The 22889-nt window shown below is 68.1% G+C and carries 27 protein-coding genes; 14 read left to right on the top strand and 13 right to left on the bottom strand.

Translation table 11 applies throughout. The features are described 5' to 3' along the window. Nucleotides 1–482 precede the first annotated feature (482 nt). A complete protein-coding gene (locus tag O5O46_RS27805) occupies nt 483–2105 on the top strand; it encodes a serine/threonine-protein kinase (RefSeq protein ID WP_269858350.1) in 1623 nt (540 codons plus the stop codon). Between the two features lie 125 nt (nt 2106–2230). Then, nucleotides 2231–3439 (top strand): CaiB/BaiF CoA transferase family protein, encoded by a 1209-nt coding sequence (locus tag O5O46_RS27800; protein ID WP_269858349.1) that lies wholly within the window; start codon nt 2231–2233, stop codon nt 3437–3439. Between the two features lie 9 nt (nt 3440–3448). On the opposite strand, the gene O5O46_RS27795 is transcribed toward O5O46_RS27800, so the two are convergent. The 4 genes from O5O46_RS27795 to O5O46_RS27780 form a co-directional block, all read right to left on the bottom strand. Then, nucleotides 3449–3916, bottom strand: a complete 468-nt coding sequence (locus O5O46_RS27795) for a MarR family winged helix-turn-helix transcriptional regulator (RefSeq protein ID WP_269858348.1) — start codon at nt 3914–3916, stop codon at nt 3449–3451. 48 nt (nt 3917–3964) lie between these two features. After that, nucleotides 3965–4579 (bottom strand): TetR/AcrR family transcriptional regulator, encoded by a 615-nt coding sequence (locus O5O46_RS27790; protein WP_269858347.1) that lies wholly within the window; start codon nt 4577–4579, stop codon nt 3965–3967. A 24-nt stretch (nt 4580–4603) separates the two neighbouring features. Continuing rightward, nucleotides 4604–5041, bottom strand: coding sequence for a nuclear transport factor 2 family protein (locus O5O46_RS27785; protein ID WP_269858346.1), 438 nt, complete (start codon nt 5039–5041; stop codon nt 4604–4606). A 204-nt stretch (nt 5042–5245) separates the two neighbouring features. Then, the gene (locus O5O46_RS27780; RefSeq protein ID WP_269858345.1) at nt 5246–5467 is read right to left on the bottom strand and encodes a DUF6458 family protein; all 222 of its coding nucleotides are present in this window, start codon (nt 5465–5467) and stop codon (nt 5246–5248) included. A gap of 326 nt (nt 5468–5793) precedes the next feature. On the opposite strand from O5O46_RS27780, the gene O5O46_RS27775 reads away from it, so the two are divergent. Next, nucleotides 5794–6336 carry a hypothetical protein gene (locus O5O46_RS27775; protein ID WP_269858344.1) on the top strand — a complete coding sequence of 181 codons (543 nt, stop codon included), beginning with the start codon at nt 5794–5796 and terminating at the stop codon, nt 6334–6336. A gap of 443 nt (nt 6337–6779) precedes the next feature. Next, a complete protein-coding gene (locus O5O46_RS35685) occupies nt 6780–6899 on the top strand; it encodes a helix-turn-helix domain-containing protein (RefSeq protein WP_443072640.1) in 120 nt (39 codons plus the stop codon). A gap of 165 nt (nt 6900–7064) precedes the next feature. On the opposite strand, the gene O5O46_RS27770 is transcribed toward O5O46_RS35685, so the two are convergent. From O5O46_RS27770 to O5O46_RS27755, 4 genes are all read right to left on the bottom strand, one after another. Continuing rightward, the gene (locus O5O46_RS27770; protein WP_269858343.1) at nt 7065–7268 is read right to left on the bottom strand and encodes a hypothetical protein; all 204 of its coding nucleotides are present in this window, start codon (nt 7266–7268) and stop codon (nt 7065–7067) included. Between the two features lie 618 nt (nt 7269–7886). Continuing rightward, entirely contained in the window at nt 7887–8093 is a 207-nt protein-coding gene (locus tag O5O46_RS27765; RefSeq protein ID WP_269858342.1) for a hypothetical protein, read from the bottom strand. Next, nucleotides 8090–8497, bottom strand: coding sequence for a recombinase family protein (locus O5O46_RS27760; protein ID WP_269858341.1), 408 nt, complete (start codon nt 8495–8497; stop codon nt 8090–8092). The genes O5O46_RS27765 and O5O46_RS27760 overlap by 4 nt, the downstream gene beginning before the upstream one ends. A gap of 106 nt (nt 8498–8603) precedes the next feature. Continuing rightward, nucleotides 8604–9803, bottom strand: coding sequence for a helix-turn-helix domain-containing protein (locus O5O46_RS27755; protein WP_269858340.1), 1200 nt, complete (start codon nt 9801–9803; stop codon nt 8604–8606). A 152-nt stretch (nt 9804–9955) separates the two neighbouring features. Here O5O46_RS27755 and O5O46_RS27750 point away from each other — a divergent pair, with 152 nt between their 5' ends. Then, nucleotides 9956–10141, top strand: a complete 186-nt coding sequence (locus O5O46_RS27750) for a hypothetical protein (RefSeq protein ID WP_269858339.1) — start codon at nt 9956–9958, stop codon at nt 10139–10141. Here O5O46_RS27750 and O5O46_RS27745 read toward each other — a convergent pair. Together O5O46_RS27745 and O5O46_RS27740 are read right to left on the bottom strand one after the other, a co-directional pair. Then, nucleotides 10128–10319, bottom strand: coding sequence for a hypothetical protein (locus O5O46_RS27745; protein ID WP_269858338.1), 192 nt, complete (start codon nt 10317–10319; stop codon nt 10128–10130). The two genes, O5O46_RS27750 and O5O46_RS27745, sit on opposite strands and share 14 nt — an antisense overlap. A 91-nt stretch (nt 10320–10410) precedes the next feature. After that, nucleotides 10411–10683 carry a hypothetical protein gene (locus O5O46_RS27740; protein WP_269858337.1) on the bottom strand — a complete coding sequence of 91 codons (273 nt, stop codon included), beginning with the start codon at nt 10681–10683 and terminating at the stop codon, nt 10411–10413. A gap of 13 nt (nt 10684–10696) precedes the next feature. Here O5O46_RS27740 and O5O46_RS27735 point away from each other — a divergent pair, with 13 nt between their 5' ends. Then, complete coding sequence (locus O5O46_RS27735) at nt 10697–11041, top strand: alpha/beta fold hydrolase (RefSeq protein ID WP_269858336.1); 345 nt, start codon at nt 10697–10699, stop codon at nt 11039–11041. On the opposite strand, the gene O5O46_RS27730 is transcribed toward O5O46_RS27735, so the two are convergent. Continuing rightward, complete coding sequence (locus tag O5O46_RS27730) at nt 11031–12017, bottom strand: amino acid ABC transporter permease (RefSeq protein ID WP_269858335.1); 987 nt, start codon at nt 12015–12017, stop codon at nt 11031–11033. The genes O5O46_RS27735 and O5O46_RS27730 overlap by 11 nt on opposite strands. Before the next feature lie 649 nt (nt 12018–12666). Between O5O46_RS27730 and O5O46_RS27725 the strand changes: the two genes are divergently transcribed. The 7 genes from O5O46_RS27725 to O5O46_RS27695 all read left to right on the top strand — a co-directional run bounded on the left by O5O46_RS27725 (nt 12667) and on the right by O5O46_RS27695 (nt 19172). Then, complete coding sequence (locus tag O5O46_RS27725; RefSeq protein ID WP_269858334.1) at nt 12667–13797, top strand: LLM class flavin-dependent oxidoreductase; 1131 nt, start codon at nt 12667–12669, stop codon at nt 13795–13797. Then, nucleotides 13794–14336, top strand: a complete 543-nt coding sequence (locus tag O5O46_RS27720) for a GNAT family N-acetyltransferase (RefSeq protein ID WP_269858333.1) — start codon at nt 13794–13796, stop codon at nt 14334–14336. The genes O5O46_RS27725 and O5O46_RS27720 overlap by 4 nt, the downstream gene beginning before the upstream one ends. Next, nucleotides 14333–15283: an ABC transporter substrate-binding protein gene (locus tag O5O46_RS27715; protein ID WP_269858332.1), complete on the top strand. Its 951-nt coding sequence runs from the start codon at nt 14333–14335 to the stop codon at nt 15281–15283. Before O5O46_RS27720 ends, O5O46_RS27715 begins: the two co-directional genes overlap by 4 nt. A 17-nt stretch (nt 15284–15300) precedes the next feature. Continuing rightward, a complete protein-coding gene (locus O5O46_RS27710; RefSeq protein WP_269858331.1) occupies nt 15301–16278 on the top strand; it encodes an amino acid ABC transporter permease in 978 nt (325 codons plus the stop codon). 8 nt (nt 16279–16286) lie between these two features. Further along, a complete protein-coding gene (locus tag O5O46_RS27705; protein ID WP_269858405.1) occupies nt 16287–17039 on the top strand; it encodes an amino acid ABC transporter ATP-binding protein in 753 nt (250 codons plus the stop codon). A gap of 84 nt (nt 17040–17123) precedes the next feature. Continuing rightward, nucleotides 17124–18083, top strand: coding sequence for an ABC transporter substrate-binding protein (locus tag O5O46_RS27700; RefSeq protein ID WP_269858404.1), 960 nt, complete (start codon nt 17124–17126; stop codon nt 18081–18083). An 18-nt stretch (nt 18084–18101) separates the two neighbouring features. Further along, on the top strand, nt 18102–19172 hold the full coding sequence (locus tag O5O46_RS27695) for an LLM class flavin-dependent oxidoreductase (RefSeq protein WP_269858330.1): 1071 nt from the start codon (nt 18102–18104) through the stop codon (nt 19170–19172). 24 nt (nt 19173–19196) lie between these two features. Here O5O46_RS27695 and O5O46_RS27690 read toward each other — a convergent pair whose 3' ends face one another. Continuing rightward, nucleotides 19197–19634, bottom strand: coding sequence for a hypothetical protein (locus O5O46_RS27690; protein ID WP_269858329.1), 438 nt, complete (start codon nt 19632–19634; stop codon nt 19197–19199). A 317-nt stretch (nt 19635–19951) separates the two neighbouring features. Further along, a complete protein-coding gene (locus O5O46_RS27685) occupies nt 19952–20974 on the bottom strand; it encodes an AI-2E family transporter (RefSeq protein ID WP_269858328.1) in 1023 nt (340 codons plus the stop codon). A gap of 255 nt (nt 20975–21229) precedes the next feature. Here O5O46_RS27685 and qcrB point away from each other — a divergent pair, with 255 nt between their 5' ends. Further along, the gene (qcrB, locus tag O5O46_RS27680; protein ID WP_269858327.1) at nt 21230–22885 is read left to right on the top strand and encodes a cytochrome bc1 complex cytochrome b subunit; all 1656 of its coding nucleotides are present in this window, start codon (nt 21230–21232) and stop codon (nt 22883–22885) included. Nucleotides 22886–22889: the final 4 nt, after the last annotated feature.

The raw sequence follows: 22889 nt of genomic DNA, 5'->3' as shown, positions 1-22889 counted from the left end.
TCACAACCGCAGTGCGAACTCGTCCGCACGACGTGGCCCAAAGCTGGACTGACCGCTGTGGTGGTCGTCGGTTCCGCCGCGTTCGCCTCGCACGGCGGTGACCTGCCCCCGCTTCCGAGCCGACTGCCGTGACCACCGCCGTTGCGGCGCCCACACCCGATCGGGAGCATGAGCCCACGGCTTGGGCGCCGTCCCGCCGACCGGCGTGGCCGTGCAGACCGACGACGGGTAGAAGCGGAATGCAAACCGGAACCGTCGGGTTGGTGATCAGCCGACCGTGTCGCGGGTCGGACGCCACGACGATGACCACGCCGCACGTCCGCCCGCCGGGGCCGTCGCGTCGGTGATCGGCGCCCGCGCCCGGTCCGCGTCGGGGCCCGGACCCGCCCCTGGGCCGCCCGCATCGTGGGCGCGGAATCCTCCCGCGACGGCAGTGACTAGTGTGGTGCGTCAAAGCGGAATGAAAGCTGGAGGACAGGGCGGTGTCGGATTCGGTGGCGGAACCGGAGGTGGACATAGGTCGGCTGGTCGCCGGACGGTACCGGCTGCTCGAACGGATCGGCCGCGGCGGCATGGGCACGGTCTGGCGCGCCGAGGACGAACTTCTCGGTCGGCAGGTAGCCGTGAAGCGCGTACACGCCCCGCTGCACCTGTCCGACGAGGAGATCGCGACGCTGCACGAGCGCACCCGGCGCGAGGCGCGCAGCGCGGCCCGGATCACCCACCCTGACGTCGTCACCATCCACGATGTCGTTGAGGACGCCGGTGCGCCGTGCATCGTCATGGAGTACGTGCCCTCGTCCACCCTCGGCGAACTGGTCAAGCGGAACGGCAGCATCGAGCCCGGCGAGGCGGCCTGGATAGGCTGCCGCATGATCGCCGCGCTGCGCGCGGCCCACGCGGCCGGAGTGCTGCACCGCGACGTCAAGCCCGCCAACGTCCTGCTGGGCGCAGACGGCCGGGTCGTCCTCACCGACTTCGGTGTCGCCCAGGCCGTCGGTACCTCCACGCTGACCAGGACCGGAGAGCTGATCGGCTCCATCGACTACCTGCCGCCCGAGCGGGTCAGGGGCGGCAGCCCCAGCCCGGCATCGGATCTGTGGGCGCTGGGCGCCACCCTCTACCAAGTCCTCGAAGGGCGGCCTCCGTTCCGCAAGGACACACCGGTCGAGACGGCGTACGCCATCGCCGTGGACCCGCTCGAACTACCGCGAAAGGCCGGCCCGCTGACCGACCTCATCGAGAGGCTGCTGGCCAAGGAGCCGGAGGACCGGCCCTCGGCCGAGGCAGTCGAGCGGACCTTGCGCGAGCTGGCGGCGCAGGCACCGACGGACGAAGCGGCGGAACCGCACACCACGCCGCAGTCGCCGCCCTCCTCGGCGACCCGCACGACCAAGGCCGTGCCCGCGGGCACGCCGGAGGCTCCGGAGCGGACCGGGAGGCGTCGCGCGGACGCCAAGAAGGGCGGCCGCCGTACCTTGCTGCTGACCGGGGTCACCCTCGCCATCGCGGTGGCGGCGGGCTGCGGCTACTACTTCCTGGCGGGCCCCGGGGCCGGTGGGGCCACCCAGCACAGCGCCGGCCCCAGCCCATCCGACTCCGGCCCCGAGCCGACGCGGTCCGCACCGACCACCGGGCAGGGCACACCCGCGCCGCCGCCGGTGCCGCGCGGCTACCACCTGGTCAAGGAGGACCAGCTCGGCGCCTCGTTCCCGATACCCGACGGCTGGCAGCGCCAGGTCAAGTCCGGCACCGAGATCCAGTACCTCGATCCGACCGGCCTCGTCGGTCTGACCATCGACGTCATCGACTCCACCAGCTCCACCCCGCTTCAGCACTGGCAGCAGATAGAGCCGCAGGTCAAGGCCAAGGTCTCCGACTACCAGCGGCTCAGCATGCAGAACACCAGCTACCTGGGGCAGCCCGCCGCTCTGTGGGAGTTCACCTTCCAGGGCCGGGCCCGCCAGTTCCAGGCCATCGACCTCGGCTTCGGCCGCAAGGGCGGCTCCGAGCACGCCATCTACCTCTCGGCCCCCAGCGCCGACTGGAACCGGTACCGCCCTGTCTTCGACACCGTACGGGAGGGCTTCCGCACGACGAACTAGCCGGTCGGCACCGATGTTTTCCGGGACGTGGATCCTGGCGAGAATATGGCCACCCGCTTGATCATCTCGCCGGGTCAGACCAAAAGCTCGCCGACCGATGATTCGTCAACCGAAAGCAGGGCCAGATGACCGCACCAGGCGCGAACCCACTTGAGGGAATTCGGGTTGTCGACCTCTCCAAGATCCTCGCCGGACCGTACGTGACCATGTCGCTGGCCGACCTGGGCGCTGATGTGATCAAGGTCGAGCACCCCGACGGCGGCGACCCGACCCGCCGCTGGGGACCGCCGTTCAACGGCCCCGACGCCGCGTACTACCTGGCCGCGAACCGCAACAAACGCTCGGTGACCCTGGACCTGAAGTCCTGCGAAGGGCAGGAGGCCGCCCACCGGCTGATCGCCGAGGCGGATGTGGTCGTGGAGAACTTCCGGCCCGGAAGCACACTCCAGGAGGCGTTCAGATACGACAGGCTCAGCGCCGCCTACCCCCGCCTGGTGGTGCTGCACATATCGGCGTTCGGCGAGACCGGCCCGCTGCGCTCGGAACCCGGCTACGACATGGTCGCGCAGGCGGCGGCCGGACTGATGTCACTGACCGGCGAGCCGGACGGCCCGCCGGTCAAGGCCGGGTACGCCATGGGGGACCTGGGCGCGGCGCTGTTCGGGACCATCGGCATCGTCTCGGCGCTGGTCGAACGCGCCCGCACCGGCGTCGGCCAGTACCTCACCACCTCGCTCTACGAATCGCAGCTCGCGCTGCACATCAACTGGGCCACGAGCTACTTCGCGACCGGCGACACACCACAGCGTCTGGGCTCCGGGCATCCCAGTCTCGTTCCGTACCAGGCATATCCGGCGTCCGACGGGCACTTCGTGATCGCGGTCGGCAACGACGCCCTGTGGCGGCGGCTGTGCGACCTCATCGGCCGTCCCGACCTGGCAGCCGACCCCAGGTTCCACACCAACCGCGACCGGGTCGCCCACCGCACGGAACTCAACTCCGAACTGGAGAAGGCACTTCGAGCCGACACCGTCGAGAACTGGTGTGCCGTGCTGAAGGCAGGGGGAATCCCGGTCACACCGATCCGGAGCCTTGACGAGGTCTACGGTTCGGAGCAGACCGCCGCGCTCGGCATGGTGCAGAGCGTGGACCACCCCGTCGTAGGGCCGCTGGAGCAGGTCGCCTTCCCGGTGAACTTCCGCGGCGTCCGCCCGACGGTGCGTACGGCGCCGCCCACCCTCGGCCAACACAACCAGGAGGTGCTCAGCGCACTCGGCTACGGGGAGCAGGACATCCAACGGCTCACCGCGCCGCGGTCACCGGACGACCTCTAGTGGCAACGGTCAGGCGGTCTTGGCGGCCTGGTCGAGCGCCTCGGTGAGTTCGTTGAGACTGTCGCGCAGCGCGATCGCCTTGGCCAGGCTCAGCCCGGTGCCCGAGGCGACCCCCGCCGACACGTCGCAGGCCCGGCCGCGCAGCGCGTCGCCCGCCTCGGTGGTACGTACGATCACGGAGCGCTCGTCTTCGTTGCTGCGGCGGCGTTCCACGAACCCGGCCGCCTCCAAGCGCTTGAGCAGCGGGGACAGCGTTCCGGAGTCGAGCCGCAGCCGCTTGCCGAGGCTCTTGACGGTCACCTCGCCGTGCTCCCACAGCACCAGCAGTACCAGGTACTGCGGGTAGGTGAGGCCGGACTCCCGCAGCAGCACCCGGTACAGGCTGTCGAACGCCCGCGAGGCGGCATGCAGCGCGAAACACAGCTGGTCATCGAGGCGTGGCGGCTTCGGCGTCCCGGCTGGCGCGGAGTTCGTCATGACATCCATCGTAGCGTCTCGATTGTCCACTGTTAGATTGCCCGCAACCTACTTTTCACGCGACCCTTGGTCGGGCTGGGCCGTTCCGAACTCCGCACGGGCGGTGCGTAGCAGGATGCGGGCGGCGTCCTTGGCCTGGCGGGCCGGTTCGGCGGAACCGGTGATGGCGGCGGTGCTCATCGCGCCCTCGGCGAGCAGCACGAGATGGTCGGCCAACCAGGAGGGTGCCTCCGCGGCGGCCACGAGATCGGCGACGTAGTGCCGGAACGCCTGCTTGTGTGCTCTGGCGATCTCCGCGACGGGCTGGGACCTCGCCCCCAACTCCCCGTAGGAATTGATGAATCCGCAGCCTCGGAAGTCCGGCTCGTTGAACCACTGGAACAGCCAGTCGAAGACCGCGAGCACGCGCTGGGTGGGGGAGTCGTGGCTGGCCACGTATTCGCCCAGCTCGCTGAGCCATCTCGCGTCCCGGCGCCGCAGATATGCCTCGACCAGGGAGTCCTTGGACGGGAAGATCTGGTAGAGCCGTTTGAGGGGAACGGCGGAGGCGGTGCGGATGGCGTCCATGCCCACGGCCTGTATGCCCTGGCCGTAGAACAGCACCTCGGCGGCGGCCAGTACCCGCTGCTCCGCGTCTTCGCCCTCCACCTCGATCACTCCCATCCAGAGAACTGACGTTCTCGCACTCTATCGTGTGCCCGTGGGGTCAACCGCGATGCGGCGCTGGTCGGCGGTGATGGGTAGGTCATTGATGCTGGCGAAGCGCTTGCGCATCAGGCCGTTCTCGTCGAACTCCCAGTTCTCGTTGCCGTAGGCGCGGAACCACTGGCCGTCGGCGTCGTGGAACTCGTACTCGAAGCGGACCGCGATCCTGTTTCCCGTGTAGGCCCACAGCTCCTTGCGGAGGCGGTAGTCAAGCTCCTTGCGCCACTTGGCGGTGAGGAACGCGACGATCTCCTCGCGGCCCCTGAGGAAGACATCGCGGTTTCGCCATTCGGAGTCCTCGGTGTAGGCGAGGGACACCTTCTCCGGGTCCTTGGTGTTCCAGGCGTCCTTGGCGGCCTGAACCTTGGCTCGGGCGGTCTCCTCGGTGAACGGCGGTACGGGGGGCCGCTGCGCGGTCATGACGCGCTCCTCTCTGGCAGAGAACGCACGTTCTCCGCTTGGGCCCAACACTAGAGAACGACGGTTCTCCATGCAAGTGCGGGCACGCGAAGCACCACCTCGCGTACCACCGCCGCGTCGCCCACCGGCGTCCCGACGACGGCCAACCCGTCCGCAGCGCCAGTTCATCGCGACCTCGGCACCGACGGAGGGCCGGGTCAGACGTCAGAAGCGGTGCTCCTCGACATCGATGACGGGGGCGGCGGGGCTGGGCGGCTGGACGCGGCGCCGCTTGAAGATGCTGACGTAGGCGGCCAGTCCGATGATGCCGACAGCCATCATGATCAGGCCGACCAGGGCGGTGTTGACTCCCTTGATGTGCCAGTCGACAGCGAAGGTGAGGATCGCCCCCAAGCCGATCAGGCCTATGCATCCTCCGATGCCCATGGTGATGATCCCTCCTTGGGACTGGTGCGGCTCTCATGTGCGTGGGCTTCGCCTACCCGGGTCCCGGACCGCCATGCGGCCATCCGGAGGGGAGCCGTCGCACGCGGTCATGGCGACGCCAACCCTCCGCCGGTGAAAGCCCGTTGAAGTCCTGACGACGCGGGGCGGTCGGCGTCACTCGCTGATCGCCCGGTCCTGCTTCGACGGTCGGCGCCGGGAAGCGGGACCGACGTCCGCGTCCTTGCGTCCTGTCCGCCGTTCGCGTCTACCATGAGGCTTCAGTCAAAGTCAGCCAGGCAGGGCAGGCAGCCGAAGGGCGGTCTCTCGTGTTGTACGCCTTTGGATTTGAGCGGATCGGCGTCGTGGTGAGCGATCTCTACTTCATCGATCCGGATCCCGAAGCAGGGCAGGAAGGCGCCGAGCACGGCGTGCGCCTTGAGCTGCGAATGCTCCAGGAAGGAGCGCTGAAGGGTTCCATCTACTCCGCACGCCCGATCTCGATCGATCGCCCACTGTGGAGAGTTGACCTGCTGGAGTCCGTGGACGGACCCACCGGAAGCATGAACAGGACGCACCATCACCCGAGGTTCGACGGCTGGGAGCCCGGACGGCGGGTGTTCGTCAAGGAGCTGTCCGCCGACCCGTTGAAGTGGGTCGGGCAGCGGCTCTCCGACCTGCCGGGTGTGCTGGCGGATGCCGGAGTGGCCGAAGAGGAAGTGGCCCCGACCGATGCCGAACGACTTCGAGAGGCCGCACCGCGGATCCTGGAAGTGATCGATCGCCTGCTGAACGGTGTGTGGTCCGGAGAACTCGGCCAACCGCCACACAATGAGGACAAGCTCACCGAGGCGAGGGTCAGTTGGCTCTAGGGACTGCTTGAAGTCTGCGAACCCGCCACGTCGTCAGGACTCGAAACGGGGCCCGGCCGGACGGTATCTGGGCCCCGGCCGCAGGCCGACGTCTCTACAGCGCGTCAGCGGTCACGCGATCTTCGGGGCTCCGCCGGGTTTGGCTGTAGGTTGGCCCCGGCAACGTCGGGAGGTGCGGATGCCCCGCGGCGCAGCGGTTGACTCGACTTCCGCCGCCCGTCCAGCAACAACCCCGCAGATGCAGACCGCCCTTCACCGGCTCGTCAGCACGCGCGAAGTGCATGGTACTGACTTTCGATCTTGAAGTGACCAGCGTGGACGGGTGCCGTCCGATCCACTGCCCGACTGGGTGCTCCACCGCCGCCGGGCCATCGGCAGCCGGATCCGCGACGCGCGGCTACACCGGAATCTGACTCAGGAGACCCTGGCCGAGCGGTGCGGGCCTGGACCGTAAGACCGTCAATCGCATCGAAGGCGGCCTCACTTCCCCGCTGCTGGATCACCTGCTTTTGATCGCCGACCAGCTAGGGGTCCCGCCCGAAGCACCGCTCCAGGACCCATGATCGCTACGCGCGCATCATCGTGTGCATGGTCGACGGGAAGGGGTGCAAGACGTTGCAACGCGTAATTTGCCCATGTGGCAAGCCCCGCCCATGCGGCACGGGGGTACGGCGCACGGACGGTGCGGTTCGGTGCGGGCGGCGGGGGAGTCTGTTCGCCTCGCCGCCTCAACCCTGCTCGGGTTCCTCCGACGACCGCCCGTAAGCGGCGGTGAACACCTCGCCGTTCGGCGCCGCTACCATCACGAAGCCGTCGTACCACCGCTCGCGCCGCTGCCAGCGACCGAACGTGCGGTAGTGGCCATGCTGTTCCCGGACCTCACCGTAGGCGCCCCGCACCACCGCCTGCTTCGGATCAGTCCACTCGCCCATGCCGCTCTCCTCCGTCCTGTGAACGACGCTACGGCCCAAGGGGGAGTGGCCGCCGGAGAACCGATCAGTTCGCGCCGCTGGGAGCGCAGCTCTCGGTGCACGACCCCAGGGCCGCCCGGCGAGTGCTGGCAGGACGCGGCTACCAGGATGGACGGGTCGCCGGGCGCCAGCCAGAGCATCGGACCCGGCTCGAACCCGGCCTCGCTGATGGCACCCTGAGTGCGCTCCAGGGCTCCAGGGTTGTAGCGGGTCGAGTCCGGCGGCTCGGGCACGTGATGGATGAACCCGCCGAGCTGGGTGCACAGATTGGCGTACACCTTCGTGTGCAGGATGAGGGCGTGCCATCCCTCGTCGACGATCCGGCTGGGCCGCAGCCCTTGTCCGGGCGAATGGGCGGCGGCGGCCAAGAACTTGAGGGCCTCCGCGGTGATGCGCTCGGCGACTACCGGATCCATGTCGCGGTTGTTTCGCAGCACGGTAGCGGCTACCCCCGCAAACTCCGTGGGGGTGAGCAGATCGCGGGCATCGTTCATGGGTATGGTCCTCCTGATCCTTCGGGATTGAGTGAACCCGCCCTGGCCGTTCAACCGTCCAAAGTGAAGCGGCTGGGGCGGGGGTTCATGGGGTGGGGTGCTGGCGCGCCGAGTCCTGGCGCATGACCTGGCGCCAGGCCATGGCCTCCAGCTCGTCCAGGCACGTGCTGCAGGCGTACATGGGGACGTGCATGCCCCATACCTGCACTGGGCCGATCCAGGTGACGAGGACGTCGGGTTGTCGGCACCACAGCCAGCAGCGTCCGGGAGTCCACTGGACGCCGGTGCTCATGCCGTGATGGGCCCGGACGTCAGTCGGCCGACCTGTGTGTACCGCCCGTCGGGGGTGCACTTCTCGCCAGTGCAGGTCTCAACCCATCCGCCCTCGAGGAGGACGCGCCGCGTCATCACCCCGCGGGCTGCCTGGTCTCGGCTGAGGCGATCCCAGTCATGGATGAGGCACACTCGCCGGGGGCCGTCTGCAGTGGCCCGCATCGCCCGCAGTAGCGTGTCGAAGGCTGGGCGGTGGTCGTTCGTCAAGGCGTAGTCGCCGTCGTCGCGCCACCACCCCCCGAATCCCCAGCCGTGGCTGCTGACGTAGTCAGCGCACACTGTGAGGCGGCGTTCCAGCTCTGTTGTGTTTTTCGTCGCGCAGCGGTCATAGATGAACGCCAGCGTTGGCTGATTGCCAGTCATGGTCGGCTCCATGGACGGCACTTGGGAGTGATTGCCCTCACATCGTGTCGCCTGGGCGCCAGCCGAACTTGCATCGTTTGGTGCAACTTCCGCTACAGGAACCGTGCTACAGGCCAATCCACTTGGCGTACTGCGGCAGGCCGGCCGGGGTCCGACCCGGCGCGTCCAGCATGAGCTGCACGGTCTTGCGCACCTCCGGATGCCGCCTTGCTTGCTGCGGTGCCACCCGCTTAGCGCGCTCCAGCTGCCGCATGGCCTGGGCGGGCCGGTTCATCCAGTGGTAGGCCCGCGCCAGGTCGAAGTAATGATGCCCAATGCGCGTTGGCAACCAGCCCGTCGGAAAACGCAGTTGGGCGCCCGCGTCCACCGCTTTGTCGTACTCACCGAGTTCGACCAGCGTCATCGCCCGGTGAACCCGCACGTTGGTCGGCCCGAACCCGAACCAGAACGTCGACACCTCCCCAGTGCGCTGCGCGTACCGCTCGGCCTCCTCCAAGTGCCCTTCCCTGGCGCCCTCGTCTCCCACCCGCGCGGCGATGACGGCCGCACCAAGGTGGAGTTGACCACGAGCCGCGTCCGCCCCCGGGTCGTCGGCTTCGGCTCCCGCCAGAAGCGACTGGCCGGAGGCGTTGAGGCGCTGGCAGGCAGTGTAGTCCTTGCGCCGAAGGTAGGCAGTGACGCGAAGGTACTCACGCGCGGCCCGCAGCGCGGGCCCGCGGGCTCCGGCGCGTTGGGCGGCCCAGTCCATGCGGTTGAGAGCCACTGTGGACAGGTCCGTCATCCCCATGGCGATGCCGACGCTGTGCCCGCACCTGTAGGCCTCAGAGAGCAGGCCCCATGCGGCGATCTGGTCGGCTCCCGTCCACACGTGAGCGGCGGTGTGAAGCTCGATCAGGAGTCCGGGGAGCTGCTCGGTCATGGGCCTGTACTTGGCGGCTTGCGCCAGCGTGTTGATGGTGCGTACGGCTGCGCGCAGTTGCCGTAGAGGGCGCGGGCCGACCTCTTCTTCGGGCGGCAGGTCGTACAGATCGAGTGTGCTGCGGATCGCTTCGATCCGTGTCCGCAGATGGTCATCCTCAAGGGAGTTGGGGCTCGCCGCTCCTGTTAGCACGTCGCTGGGGAGTTTCATCGCGCGTTCGCAGGCCGCGATGAGGCTGGGCGACGCTGGCTTGGCACCCGCCTCCACCTTCGCTAGGAGACTCAGGGAGACATTGGCGCGCATCGCTAGACCCTGTTGCGTGAGCCCGCGATTCTTGCGCTCGTGCGCGATCCTTGCGCCGGTGTGCTCGTCAGCTGGCTGTGGCATGCTGGCTCCAGTTCTGGCGTCGACACCCAGAACGGTACCCCCAGTCGGCTCTGGGGGAACGACGCGTTGGCCCTCGCTTCGGTGGGGGCCAACGCGCTTTCGTCATGGCGAAATGCCGACGTCTAGGCGGTGGCCACTCCTAGACTTTGGGCATGCCGCCGACTCTCGAACGGTGTCGCTGCCCGCGTGCGTCTGACCGGCTGGCCCGTGCGCAGTCGAAGATTCGTGCGCTCGTGGCACGGGGCGTACTGTCCGGCGCCGAGCGGCTGGACTTGGCCGCCTGGCAGCGGGAATGGGGGGCCGCCTGGCGGGAGACCGAGTACGTCACGGCGGCTTGACGCCGTGGTTGTCAGCGGCAGGCGTAACGATGCGGCCATGGACGAACACCTCGACCTCGTACCACAAGCCGTCTTTCACCCGGCGGCGGCCGGTCACGATCACCCGTAGGTCTTGGCCGCGCGGCAACTGCACGCGGGCCCACGGCCCGGCGCCCGCATAGATGCCGTCAGCAGCCATACGGCAACTGTGCAAATGACCCGATGTGGTGCTCGTGGGCCGCTACGACAGGGCCCGGCCTGCCGCAGCAAGCGGGGGCGCACCGCCGAGATCAACCGCGGGCCTCCCACGGCCACGCCGTGGCGCTCATCCTCGAATCCATCAGCGGAATCAGCCAGAACGCCTGATCGGTCAGGCTGCCGAACGCGTGCCGACTCCCGCTCCCGGACGGCATCGCGCCCGGCCGGTACCCGGCCATGTTCCACATGTACACCGGCACAGTCTTCGGGACCAGGTCGTCGATCTGCGTCTCGCGCATCCCGCCGTGCCCCCACGCGTTCGACGGCAGCCAGCCAGGCCGGGTCTGCTCGTCCGCCACGATCATCCATCACCCGGTCATGCCCCGCGAAGTGCTGCTTCACCGCATACGGGATGTCCGTGCCATCGATCTGCCCGAACTTCTCGATCAGACGCAGCACCGAGCCGCCCTTCGAGACCGGAACCGTATTTCTGCGCATGCGAACTCGACCAGCCTCGGTTCCGCCCGGCAGGACCGAACCAGTGTTCCGACCACCGTGCTGTGGCCCGAGCACGACCCGCTCTTTCCCCGGGACTGGTCGGACCGGCTGGCTGACTTCTTCAGCGACGTCACGTTGCGACTTATCGACGGCGTCGGCCATTTCGCGCCCGTCGAGTATCCGGACCGGTTCGCGGCGGCGATCATCGAGGCGGTCAGCGGGTAGCGCCAGCCGCGACCGCCTCACGCAGCCTGGTGCGCAGCGCCGCCACATGCCGACGCAGCCGCTGTAGTGGTGTGGGTGGCAGCTCTCGGGTGGCGCCGCGGGCGTAGTGCCGCTCCAGGTAGAACTGGCCGACGCCGAGGACGGTGGTGACCACCACGTACCAGACGGTGGCCACCATCAGCAGCGGGATGACCTGGTAGGTGCGGTTGTACACCAACTGCACCGAGTACAGCAGGTCGTGCACGGCGAGCACGCTGACGATGCTGGTCCCCTTCAGCGTGCCGATCAGCATGTTGCCCGCGGTGGGGACGATCGAACGCATCGCCTGTGGCGCCACGATCCGGCGCAGCACCCGCCATCTGCCCAGCCCGAGCGCCTGGGCGGCCTCGGTCTGACCGGAGTCCACCGAGAGGATCCCGCCGCGCACCGTCTCCGCCGCGAACGCACTCTCGTGCAGGGTCAGTCCGATGACGGCGGTGAGAGTGGGGCCGAGGAGGTTGACCGTCCTGACGGTGACGAACTGCGGGCCGAACGGGATGCCGACGCCCAATGTCGGGTAGAGGGCGCCGATGTTGAACCAGAACAACAGTTGGACCAGCAGCGGTGTGGACCGGAAGATCCACACATGGGTCCAACTCAGCATGCGCAGCACCGGGTTGGCGGACAGTCGCATCACGGCGAGCGCTGTGCCGAGTACGAACCCCAGCAGCATCACCGCACCCGTCAACCACAGCGTCAGCAGCAGTCCGTCGAACACGGCACGGGTGGTGAAGTAGTCGCCCACCACGGCCCACTGGAAGGCACCGTTGCGGGCGAGCGAGTTGAGCACCATCGCGAAGACCAGCAGCGCGGCGCCCGCGGCCAGCCAACGGCCGAAGTGGCGCCGGGGCACGATGCGCGGCGCGCCGTCATCGGCTGGCGGGGGTCCGTCGCGTCTGGCGGCGGGAGTGGTGGTGACATCGGACGGCGTGACCATCAGGAAGACACTCCGGGGGAGGGATCGCGGGCACCAGTGCTCGCCCGGCTACTCCCATGCGGGGTGCCGGGCCCGCGTCATCACGCTGGCCTCGTCCCTCAACGCGACCGGAGGCGGCTGCCGTACGGTGGCGGAGCCGCTCCGCCGCCGATCGTAAGGGCACTCGGCGCAGCCCTGTCAAGACACTGGGCGTCCGCATCGTGGCTCACAGGTCCGGCATACGGGCAACGGTTGACGTGAACCCGAGGTGTACTGCTCAATTGGTCCCGTGAATGCCCATCAGCGTCTGGTCACCAGAGACCACATCGACTTCGGTCGGGTGTGGTCCGCGGCGTGTACCGACTGATCCGGCAGCGGGCCTCCTGACCGGCCCTTCCCTCCCTCGGTAACCCCTCGGCGACCCGTTCGGCGATCCGTCGCGGGCCGAGTCCTACCCTCGTACGCCACCGCGCAGGCCAACGGCCGTGCGGCCTGGACGGTACGAGCCCGGGTGCACGCCGCCGGAAATCACTGACCTGAAGCGTCCTCACGCATGTCGTCCGGCTCCCACCGCGTTTCCGCACCACTTCCGTTCACGTCCCACGCCGCGCACGTAGCCGTAACTCCCTTATGGGCGCGGTGTGTTCGCCTCTTCCGGAAAGGCCTTCCCATGCCCGTGGAGTTCCTCGGTATCGCGGCCACTCATGACGGTTCGGAGACGAGCCAGCGCTCAGGCGCGGCCTTCGACAAGGAGTACACACTCAAGCTGGCCCGGGCACACGAGGAGCACGGCTGGGACCGTGTCCTGTTCGCCTACGGCTCCGGTTCCCCGGACCCCGCGCCGGCCGCCGCGTTCATCGCCAGCCGTCTGGACAGGTTGCAGATCCTGCTGGCACACCGCCCCAACGTCTCGTACCCCACCTTCGCGGCCAAGACCTTCGCCACCCTCGACCAGATCAGCGAGGGCCGGCTCACCGTCCACTTCATCACCGGCGGTAACGACCGCGAGCAGCGGCGCGAGGGCGACACGCTCACCAAGGACCAGCGTTACGCCCGGACACGGGAGTACATCGAGATCGTCAAAAGGATCTGGACCACCCACGAGCCCTTCGACCACGAAGGGGAGCACTACCAGTTCCACGACTTCGTCAGCGATGTCTTCCCGGCCCAACAGCCGCGTCCCAACGTGTCGTTCGGCGGCTCCTCACCGGCCGCATACACCGCGGGCGGCGCCGAGGCGGACATCTACTGCCTGTGGGGCGAACCCCTCCACCGCACCGCCGAGCAGATCGAGGCGGTGAAGGCAGCCGCCGCGGCGGAGGGCCGCACCGACGTGCCCCGCATCCAGGTGGCTTTCCGCCCGATCATCGCCCCCACCGAGGAACTGGCATGGGAGAAGGCCCACCGCACGGTGGACGCCATCCGCGCCCGCAGGGAGGCCGGTACGCAGCCGCACCGCCGTGTCCCGGGCAGCCCGGAGAACACCGGCTCACAGCGGCTGATCGCGATCGCCGAGGCGGGGGAGCGCTACGACCGTGCCCTGTGGACACCGACGGCCGCCGCGACCGGCGGCGCGGGCAACTCCAACGCGCTGGTCGGCACCCCCGAGACGGTCGCGCAGGCACTGCTGGACTACTACGACCTCGGCGTCGACATCCTCTCCGCCCGCGGATACCACCTGCTCGACGACGCGATCGACTTCGGCCGGTACGTCATCCCGATCGTCCGCGAGGAGGTCGCAAAGCGTGACGCCGAGCGGGCCGCCCTCGGCACCAACACGCTCGCGGCGGCGGGCGCATGACGTCGAGCGTACGGCCGCCGCGGCTGACCACCACTCGGGTCGCGGTGTCCGACCCGCTGGTGGAACCGCTGCTACGGGAACTCGGCGACGAGTACTCGGCCCGCTACGGGAAGGACGCCCACACCGAACTGGCCCGTTATCCCGCCGACGAGTTCGCGCCACCGCACGGGGTGCTGCTCCTGCTGCTGGAGGACGGCGAACCGGTCGCCGGAGGTGCCTTCCGGCGGTACGACGAGGCCACCGCCGAGCTGAAGCGGATCTGGACCCACTCCGCGCACCGCAGACGCGGCCTTGCCCGCCGGGTGATCGCCGAGTTGGAGCGGGAGGCGGTGGCCCGCGGCTACCGCCGCGTCTATCTGACCACCGGACCGCGGCAGCCCGAAGCCCGCGGACTGTATCTGGCCACCGGCTACACGCCGTTGTTCGACACCACCGCCGACCCCGAGACCATCGGCCCGCTCCCCTTCGAAAAGCACCTCAGCGCTGTCCCGTCGCACACCCCCGGCCCGCCTCACCCCGGAAAGGCCCCGAAACCGTGAGAACGCCAGGCCCCAGAACCCGGTTCCGCGCCGCGACCGCCATCGGCGCGCTGCTCCCGCTGCTGGCCGTGGCCGCCTGTGGTTCCGGCGACGCCACCACCACGGTCGGCCAGTCTTCCCCGGCGCCGACCGACAACCCGGTCGCGGCGGTGCGCAAGGTGGATACCGTTGCCGCCCTGCTGCCCGCCGACATACGGAAGGCAGGCATCCTGCGGATCGGCAGCTCGATCGGAGCACCGCCGTCCGCGTACCTGCCGGGCGGATCGGACGCACAACCCGTCGGCCTGGACATCGACATCTCCAACGCCGTGGCGAAGGTCCTCGGGATCACCCTGAACCGCCAGGCGGCCTCCTTCGAGACGATCCTGCCCGCCCTCGGCAGCGGTAAGTACGGCGTAGGAACAGGCAACTTCGGCGTCACCAGCGAACGCCTGCGCAGCGTAGACTTCGTCACCTACATCGATGACGGCCAGGGCTTCGCGGTCAGGACCGGCAACACCTCCCTGGGCAGCCAGGTCTCCAACCTCGGCCAACTGTGCGGGCTGACCATCGGAACCGGTGCCGGAACCACCTTCGAAGCCACGCTGAACGCGCAACGGGACGTGTGCGCCAAGGCGGGCAGGAAGCCGTACCAGGTGAAGGTGTTCGCGGAGTCCGGGGCACTGGTGACCGCCCTGCAACAGGGCCGGATCGACGTGGAGATGTCCACCATCAACGGCCTTCGCTACCAGGCGTCCCAGCCCGCGGCGCGAACCACCTTCCTCGGCGAGTTCCACCGGCTGGACGTCGGCTTCGCCTTCAAGAAGGGTTCGCCGCTCACCCGTGCCTTCCAGGCTGCGGTCAACAGGCTGATCAGCGACGGTACTTACCTGCGGATCCTGCGGAAGTGGGGCGTCTCCGCTTCCGCCATCCCCGAGTCGCGGATCGATCCGCCCGAGCACAAGTAGGCTGCGGGAGCCCAACCATGGAACTCACCACCGGCACCGCGACGCCCCTACCGGCGACCGCGCACGCCGACCCACCGGACGCATCCGCAACCCCTAAGGTCGTTCCCGCCCGCCACCCCGCGCGCTGGATCGCCGCCCTCGCCGTACTCGTCGTGGTCGCCCAGTTCGCACACGGGCTGGTGACCAATCCGGTCTGGGAGTGGAACGTCTTCAGCCAGTACGTACTGTCCCAGACGATCGTCCACGCGGTCGGCGTGACCCTTGAACTCACCGTCTGCGCCCAGATGGCCGGGTTCCTGCTCGGTACCGTGCTGGCCTTCATGCGGCTGTCGCGCAGCCCGGTGTTGCGGACCGTGGCCTGGGCCTATGTCTGGGTCTTCCGGTCCATCCCGATGATCGTGCAGCTGGTTTTCTGGTTCAATCTCGGCGCGCTCTACAGACAGTTGGGGCTGGGCATACCGTTCGGCCCGGTGTTCTGGTCGTTCGCCACCAACGGGCTGGTCGGCAGCATCGGCGCGGCGCTGATCGGACTGTCGCTGCACCAGGCCGCCTACGCAGCCGAGGTGGTGCGCTCCGGCTTGCTGGCCGTCGACCACGGTCAGCTGGAGGCCGCCGCCGCACTGGGCATCCCCCGGGCGCGGCAGATCCGGCGAATCGTTCTGCCGCAGGCCATGCGCGCGATCCTGCCGACGGCGGGCAACGAGATCATCGGCCTGCTCAAGGGCACTTCCGTGGTCTACGTGATGGCGATCGGCGAACTCTTCTACCAGGTGCAGGTTGTCTACGGACGCACCGGCCAGGTCATCCCACTGCTGATGGTGGCCACCGCGTGGTACGTGCTCCTCACCTCGGCGCTGTCCATCGTCCAGCACTACGTGGAGCGCCGTTTCGCCCGGGGCGCCGACCGTACGCCCCCACCCACCCCGGCGCAACGCGTGCGGCGCCTCGTACGAGACGTGCGCCAGACGGCGCTGACCACGGGAGACGGCAAGTGAGCGATGTGATGGTGGACGTCCGCGGTGTCCACAAGAGCTATGGCCCCACGCAGGTGCTGCGCGGTGTCGACCTGCGGGTACGCGCCGGTGAGGTCACAGTCGTGCTTGGGCCGTCCGGCTCAGGGAAGTCAACGCTGCTGCGCAGCATCAACCACCTGGAGAAGGTCAACCGCGGCTGGATCAGCATCGACGGCGAACTGATCGGCTATCGCCGCTCCGGCGGAAAGCTGTACGAGCTGAAGGAGAAGGACATCCTCCGTCAGCGCACCCACATCGGGTTCGTCTTCCAGAACTTCAACCTCTTCCCGCACCTGACGGTGATCGAGAACATCATCGAAGCCCCCGTCTCCGTACTGCGCCGCCCGCGCAGGGAGGCCGTACGGGCGGCGGAGCGACTGCTGGCCCGGGTGGGACTCGCCGACAAGGCGGACGCCCACCCCAGGCAGCTGTCCGGCGGCCAGCAGCAGCGGGTGGCCATCGCCCGCGCGCTCGCGCTCGAACCCAAGGTGCTGCTCTTCGACGAACCCACCTCCGCGCTCGACCCGGAACTCGTCGGTGAGGTACTCGACGTCATCCAGGACCTGGCACGCACCGGCACCACCATGATCATCGTTACCCATGAGATCGGCTTCGCCCGCGAGGTGGCCGACACGGTGGTGTTCATGGACGGCGGTGTCGTCCTCGAACAGGGTCCGCCCGACGCCGTACTGGATCAACCACGGCACGAACGCACCCGCGCCTTCCTCTCCAAGGTCCTGTAAACCGCGCGGCGTTCGCCGCCCCCCCCACCCGCGTACGCAAGGAGACCGCACGTGCTCACCCGCCACCCCCGCGACACCGCCGCCATGGTGCTCGGGCTCGCCTCCGTCCTGGCCCTCGCCGGATGCGCCAACCCCAGCAGCGGTGGAACAGCCAGTTCCGGGGCGTCGCCCGCCGTCGAGGTCTCCGGTACCAGCTACAACCTCGGCGCCGACCAGCACCGCGTCACCACACCCAAGGTCGACTCCATCGCCGCCGAGGTCCCCGAGGCCATACGCAGGCGAGGCACCCTGCAGATCGTCGGATCCACCTCCAGCGAACCGCCGTTGAGCTGCTACGCGACCGACAACAAGACGGTTATCGGCGTAGAGCCCGACATCGCCTACCTGGTCGCCGACGTCCTGGGTCTCAAACCGCGGCTGAACACGGTCTCCTGGGAGAACATCTTCGTCGGCCTGGACAGCGGCAAGTACGACGTCGGATTCAGCAACATCACCGACACCGAAGAACGCAAGAACAAGTACGACTTCGCCACCTACCGCAAGGACAACCTCGCCTTCGAGGCCAAGAAGGGCAACGGCCTGAAAGTCACCGGCCCCAGGGACGTCGCAGGCCGGACCGTGGCCGTGCAGTCCGGAACCAACCAGGAGAAGCTGCTGCTGGAGTGGAGCGACCAGGACGTTCACGCTGGCCTGAGGCCGGTGAACGTCAAGTACTACCAGAGCGCCGGCGACGCCTACCTCGCCCTCTCCTCCGGACGCATCGACCTCTACCTCGGCCCCCATCCGACCGCCGCCTACCACGTCGCCTCGGCGGGCCAGACCGAGATCGCCGGCAGCTACTCGGGCGCGGGAGCCACCCTCCAGGGCCTGATAGGCGCCACCACCAAGAAGGACGACGGACTGGCCAAGCCACTCGCCGACGCACTCAACGATGTCATCAAGAACGGCACGTACGGCCAGGTACTGAAGCGTTGGGGCCTGTCCAGTGAGGCCGTCGCCACATCCCTGGTCAACCCGCCCGGCCTGCCCAGGACAAACCAGTAGCCGTCAGGAGAGACAGTCATGAGATTCTCCGTCCTCACCATCATCGGCCACGCACCGAACCCGCTCACCGGTGAACTAGGCACCGCCGCCGACCGGTTGGCCGAGGTCATCGAGACCGGGACCGCCGCCGAACGGCTCGGCTTCGACGCGTACGCCGTCGGCGAGCGGCACGCCGGACCGTTCCTGTCGTCCAGCCCCACGGTCCTGCTCGGCGCGCTGGCCGCGCGAACCTCCCGGATCAGACTGCTCACCGGTGTCACGGTGCTGGCCATCCTCGACCCCGTCCGCGTCGCGGAGGACTACGCCACCGTCGACCAACTCGCCCGAGGCCGCCTGGAGTTGGTCATCGGCAAGGGCGCGGAGGCCGGTCACTTCGACCTGTTCGGCCTGGACGAGGGCCTGCAGTGGGAGTACCAGGCCGAGAAGTACGAACTCCTGCGAAGGCTGTGGCGGGAGGAGAAGGTCACCTGGGAGGGGAAGTTCCGCCCGCCGTTGCACGAGGTCACCACCGTGCCCCGACCGTACGTCGCCGCGCCGCCCGTCTGGCACGGCTCCGCCACCAGCCTGCACTCCACCGAACTCGCCGCCCGGCACGGCGATCCGCTGTTCAGCGCCAACGCCATCCAGCCCCGGGACGCATACGCACGGCTGATCAGCCACTACCGCGAGCGCTTCGCGGTATACGGCCACGACCCGCGCAACGCCTACGTGGGCGCGGGCTCCGGAGGGTTGTTCATCGCGAACACCACCCAACAGGCCATCACCCGGCTCAAGGACTACTACGAGGCGCGGGTCCGTCAGACGTACAAGCCACACCTGGCGGGGCGGACCGGCTACAACACCCCGTTCCGCACCATCGAGGACGCCATCGAGAACGGACCCCAACTCATCGGCAGCCCACAGCAGATCATCGACAAGATCCTCGGATTCCACCAGGCCTACCGGCACGACCTGCAGTCCCTGACCGTTGACGGCTTCGGGCTGAGCACCACGGAGCAGATCGAGCAGTTGCAGCGCTTCGCGGAGGAGATCGCGCCGGTGGTCCGCAGGGAAGCGCCGACCACGCTGTGGCAGGACCGGCGCACGTGACAGCGGAGTTACCGCGCGGAACGGCTACTGGTCGTAGTTGCCGAACTCGGTGATCGTGCCGTAGCCGTTGCAGTTGCCGCCCCAGGCCCAGTAGCCCTGGCCGACAGCGGGGCCGTAGTGGACGCTCCCGTCGGAGCACTTGGTGTACGCCCCGCTCTGGCCGTAGTCCACGAACACGTCGGCGTTCCACGAGACGCCGTCGTCGTAGGTCGTCTTCCAGTGCGCGACGTGCATGGGCACGGCGGCGCCGCGCTTGTACACCGGGTGCAGCGTCACATGCGGCTGCGGCTGCCCGGGCTCAACGACCGTGACCCTTCCCGTGACCGGCTTGTAGGTGGGGTTGGGGCCGGTCGCCTGGTAGTGGCCGGGTACGGCGGCCGCCGTACCCATGGCGATGGTGCCGACCAGCGCGGCGGCGGCGACGGCCGCGGCGCCGATCCTCTTCGTCGAACGGAACCTCATGGGTCCTCCCCGTGTTGGGATTCAGTCGCAGAGACGAAGGCGGCGCTGTTGACGTCGCAACGCCTTCACTTCGCATACGAGTTGACAGTCGCATCCGTATGACAGGGGTGCATGTGACGTGCGTCACATGCTTTCGATGGTCGTGTCATCGACTCGGGCGAGGAACGTCGCGACGGTCCGGGAGAAGCGGATCGGGTCGTCAACCCATCGATAGTGACCGGCATCCGGCTGGACGACGAGTTGGCCCCGGCGGAAGAACCGCGCGACGATCGCCGCGGAACGGTCACAGCAAGTGGTCCGTTGGGGAAAGGCACGCCTTACGACTCGTCAAGGCGTGGGAAGACCACTTCCTTGAGGACGAGGCGGATCGCCGCGGCCAGTGGAATGCCGATGAGGGCGCCGGGAATGCCCAGCAGGCTGCCGCCGATCAGTACGGCGACGATCGCGACCATCGCTGGCACTTCGACCTGCTTGCCCATGATCTTCGGCGACAGCAGATAGTCCTCGGCGAGCCGGTAGGCGGTGTAGAAGCCCGCGGTGGCCCCGGCGACGGGCAGGGAGACGGTGAGCGCCACCAACGACACGATGATCCCCGCGATGGTGGAACCCACCATGGGCACGAGGTCCAACAGGGCCACGAAGAAGGCCAGCAGCAGGGCGTAGGGCACGTTGAAGATCTCCAGCCAGGCGAGCGTACCCACCGCCGCGATGAGTGCGAGCAGCACCTGGCCGACCAGATACCGGCCGACCTTGATGATCACCTCCTCGGTGAGGAGCTTGACCCGGGTCCGTCGTGAGGCCGGGACCAGTTGGAGGAACGTCCGTTTGAGCGCGGGCAGCCCCAGCAGGAAGTACACGGTGAGTACGGCGGCGAGCACCACCGAGGCGAGTGTGCCGAGCACCAGCTTGCCCGCCCCGAACAGCCCACCCGCCAGCGACGCGCCTCCGCTGGTGAGCAGGCTCTGAAGTGCCTGCTGGATACGGAACTGGCGGTTCAAATGTCCCAGGAACGAATTGGTGTGTTGCAGTTCATGCAGATAAGCAGGCAGTTTGTGGGCGAACTGCTCGGCCTGCTGGGCCAGCGGAGGGATGGCCAACGACAGGAAGCCCGTCAGCACACCGACTCCCGCTAGTGCGATGACCAGCACCGCCACCCCGCGGGGCAGTCTGTGGCGGCCGAACCAGCGCACCGCTGGATCCAGGCCGAGGGCCAGGAAAAGCGCCAGTCCGATCAGCACCAGCACCGCGCGGACGGCGAGCACCGTCTCGGCGACCGCGACCGTCACCGCCACTCCGGCCGCCCCCGACATTCCGACGAAGAACGGCGACCGCCGATCCATCGGTCGCCCTGGACGACCGAACCGCCGATCCTCACCGGCGCCTGCGTCTTCGCCCGGCTCTTTCACCGACGGATCACCTCCCGGGCGTCGGAGTTCCTCCAAGATCAGTGTCCACAGCACACTCGCGGATCACCGCTTGTCACCCGGATCGCCCAATCCGATCCCCACATTTGATTGGCGCACGCGGATACCGGTTAGCCATCAGCCGCGTCCTGACCGCGTGGCCCGCTCATGGGCGTAAGGAGATCGGCGGGTATGCGGCTCCCGAAGCCCCAGATGCTCCAGCAACTTCAGCAGCGCAAGGTGTTGCTGAGAGCGAAGGCCGGGGAAGTGGCGGAAAGCGGCTTCGTGGCGCTGGACCGGCGGCTTCCGGCAACGTTCATGGGCAGGCAACTGCTGCGCAAGGCGTTCCCGGATCACTGGTCCTTCCTGCTCGGCGAGATCGCCCTCTACAGCTTCGTTGTGCTGGTTCTCACCGGCGTCTACCTGACCCTGTTCTTCGATCCCAGCATGACCGAGGCCGCGTACCACGGTGCCTACGCGCCGCTACGCGGCCTACGGATGACGCAGGCGTACTCGTCGACCCTGGACATCAGCTTCGATGTCAGGGGCGGCCTGTTGATGCGTCAGGTACATCACTGGGCGGCCCTGCTGTTCATCGCCGCCATCGGAGTCCATATGCTGCGGATCTTCTTCACCGGGGCCTTCCGCCGGCCACGGGAGGTCAACTGGATCGTGGGGGTGACGCTCTTCCTCCTCGGACTGCTTGAGGGCTTCTGCGGCTACTCCCTGCCCGACGACCTGCTGTCCGGCACCGGTCTGCGCACCGCGGACACCATCATCAGCTCCCTGCCGTTGGTGGGGACCTACCTGAGCTTCTTCGTCTTCCGCGGCCAGTTTCCCGGCCACGCGCTGATTCCCCGGCTGTACATCGTGCACGTGCTGCTGGTCCCCGGTCTGCTGGTGGCATTGGTCACCGCGCACCTTTTCCTGATCGTGTACCTGAAACACACCCAGTGGAGCACGCCGGGTCGAACGAACCGCAATGTGGTCGGAAAGCCGATGTTCCCCCAGTTCACGACCAAGTCGTCGGGCTTCTTCTTCATGGTCTTCGGCGTGCTGGGCGCACTCGGCGCACTGGCCCAGATCAACCCGATCTGGGCGTACGGGCCGTACCGTGCCGACCAGGTGACCACGGACGCCCAACCCGACTGGTACGTCGGGTTCCTGGAGGGCGCGCTGCGCCTGATGCCACCGGCGGAGACCAATGTCGCGGGCCACACGTTCATGTGGAACGTGCTGCTGCCGGCCGTCGTGCTGCCCGGAGTCCTGTTCCTGCTGCTGTTCACGTACCCCTTCTTCGAGAAGTGGGTCTCCAACGAACGGTCGGAGCACCATCTGTGTGACCGGCCGCGTGACCGGCCGACCAGAACGGGATTCGGCGTTGCCGCCATCGTCTGCTACGGCGTGCTGTTGCTGGCAGGCGGCAACGACGTGATCGCCTATACCTTCCGGATCTCGGTCAACGGCCTGACGTGGGTGCTACGGGTGGCGGTGATCGTGGCGCCACTCATCGCGTTCTTCATCACCAAGCGGATCTGCCTGGCCTTGCAGGCTCGTGACCGGGAGCTGTTGACGGAGGGGAGGGAAACCGGGCTGATCCGACAGGAGATCTACGGCAAGTTCCTTGAGAACAAACGCTCGTTGCCCGCAGGCGACCGCTACCGGATCCTGGTACGTGACATTCCGAAGCCGCTGCGGGCAAAGGGGGAAGCCTCCCGGGCCGCGAGGCTGCGCAGCGCACTGAGTTCCTGGTACTACCGGGACCGGGTGGAGATGCCGATCACCACTGAACAGCGCACCCAGATCGCCGCCAGGACCGCGCCGCCGGAACTGGAGGCGAGCGAGTAGCGGT

The sequence above is a fragment of the Streptomyces sp. RPT161 genome (genome assembly GCF_027533845.1).
Lineage (GTDB): Bacteria > Actinomycetota > Actinomycetes > Streptomycetales > Streptomycetaceae > Streptantibioticus_A > Streptantibioticus_A silvisoli_A.
Note: the sequence above shows the minus strand (reverse complement) of the source record. Positions and strands in the feature narration are given on the sequence as shown.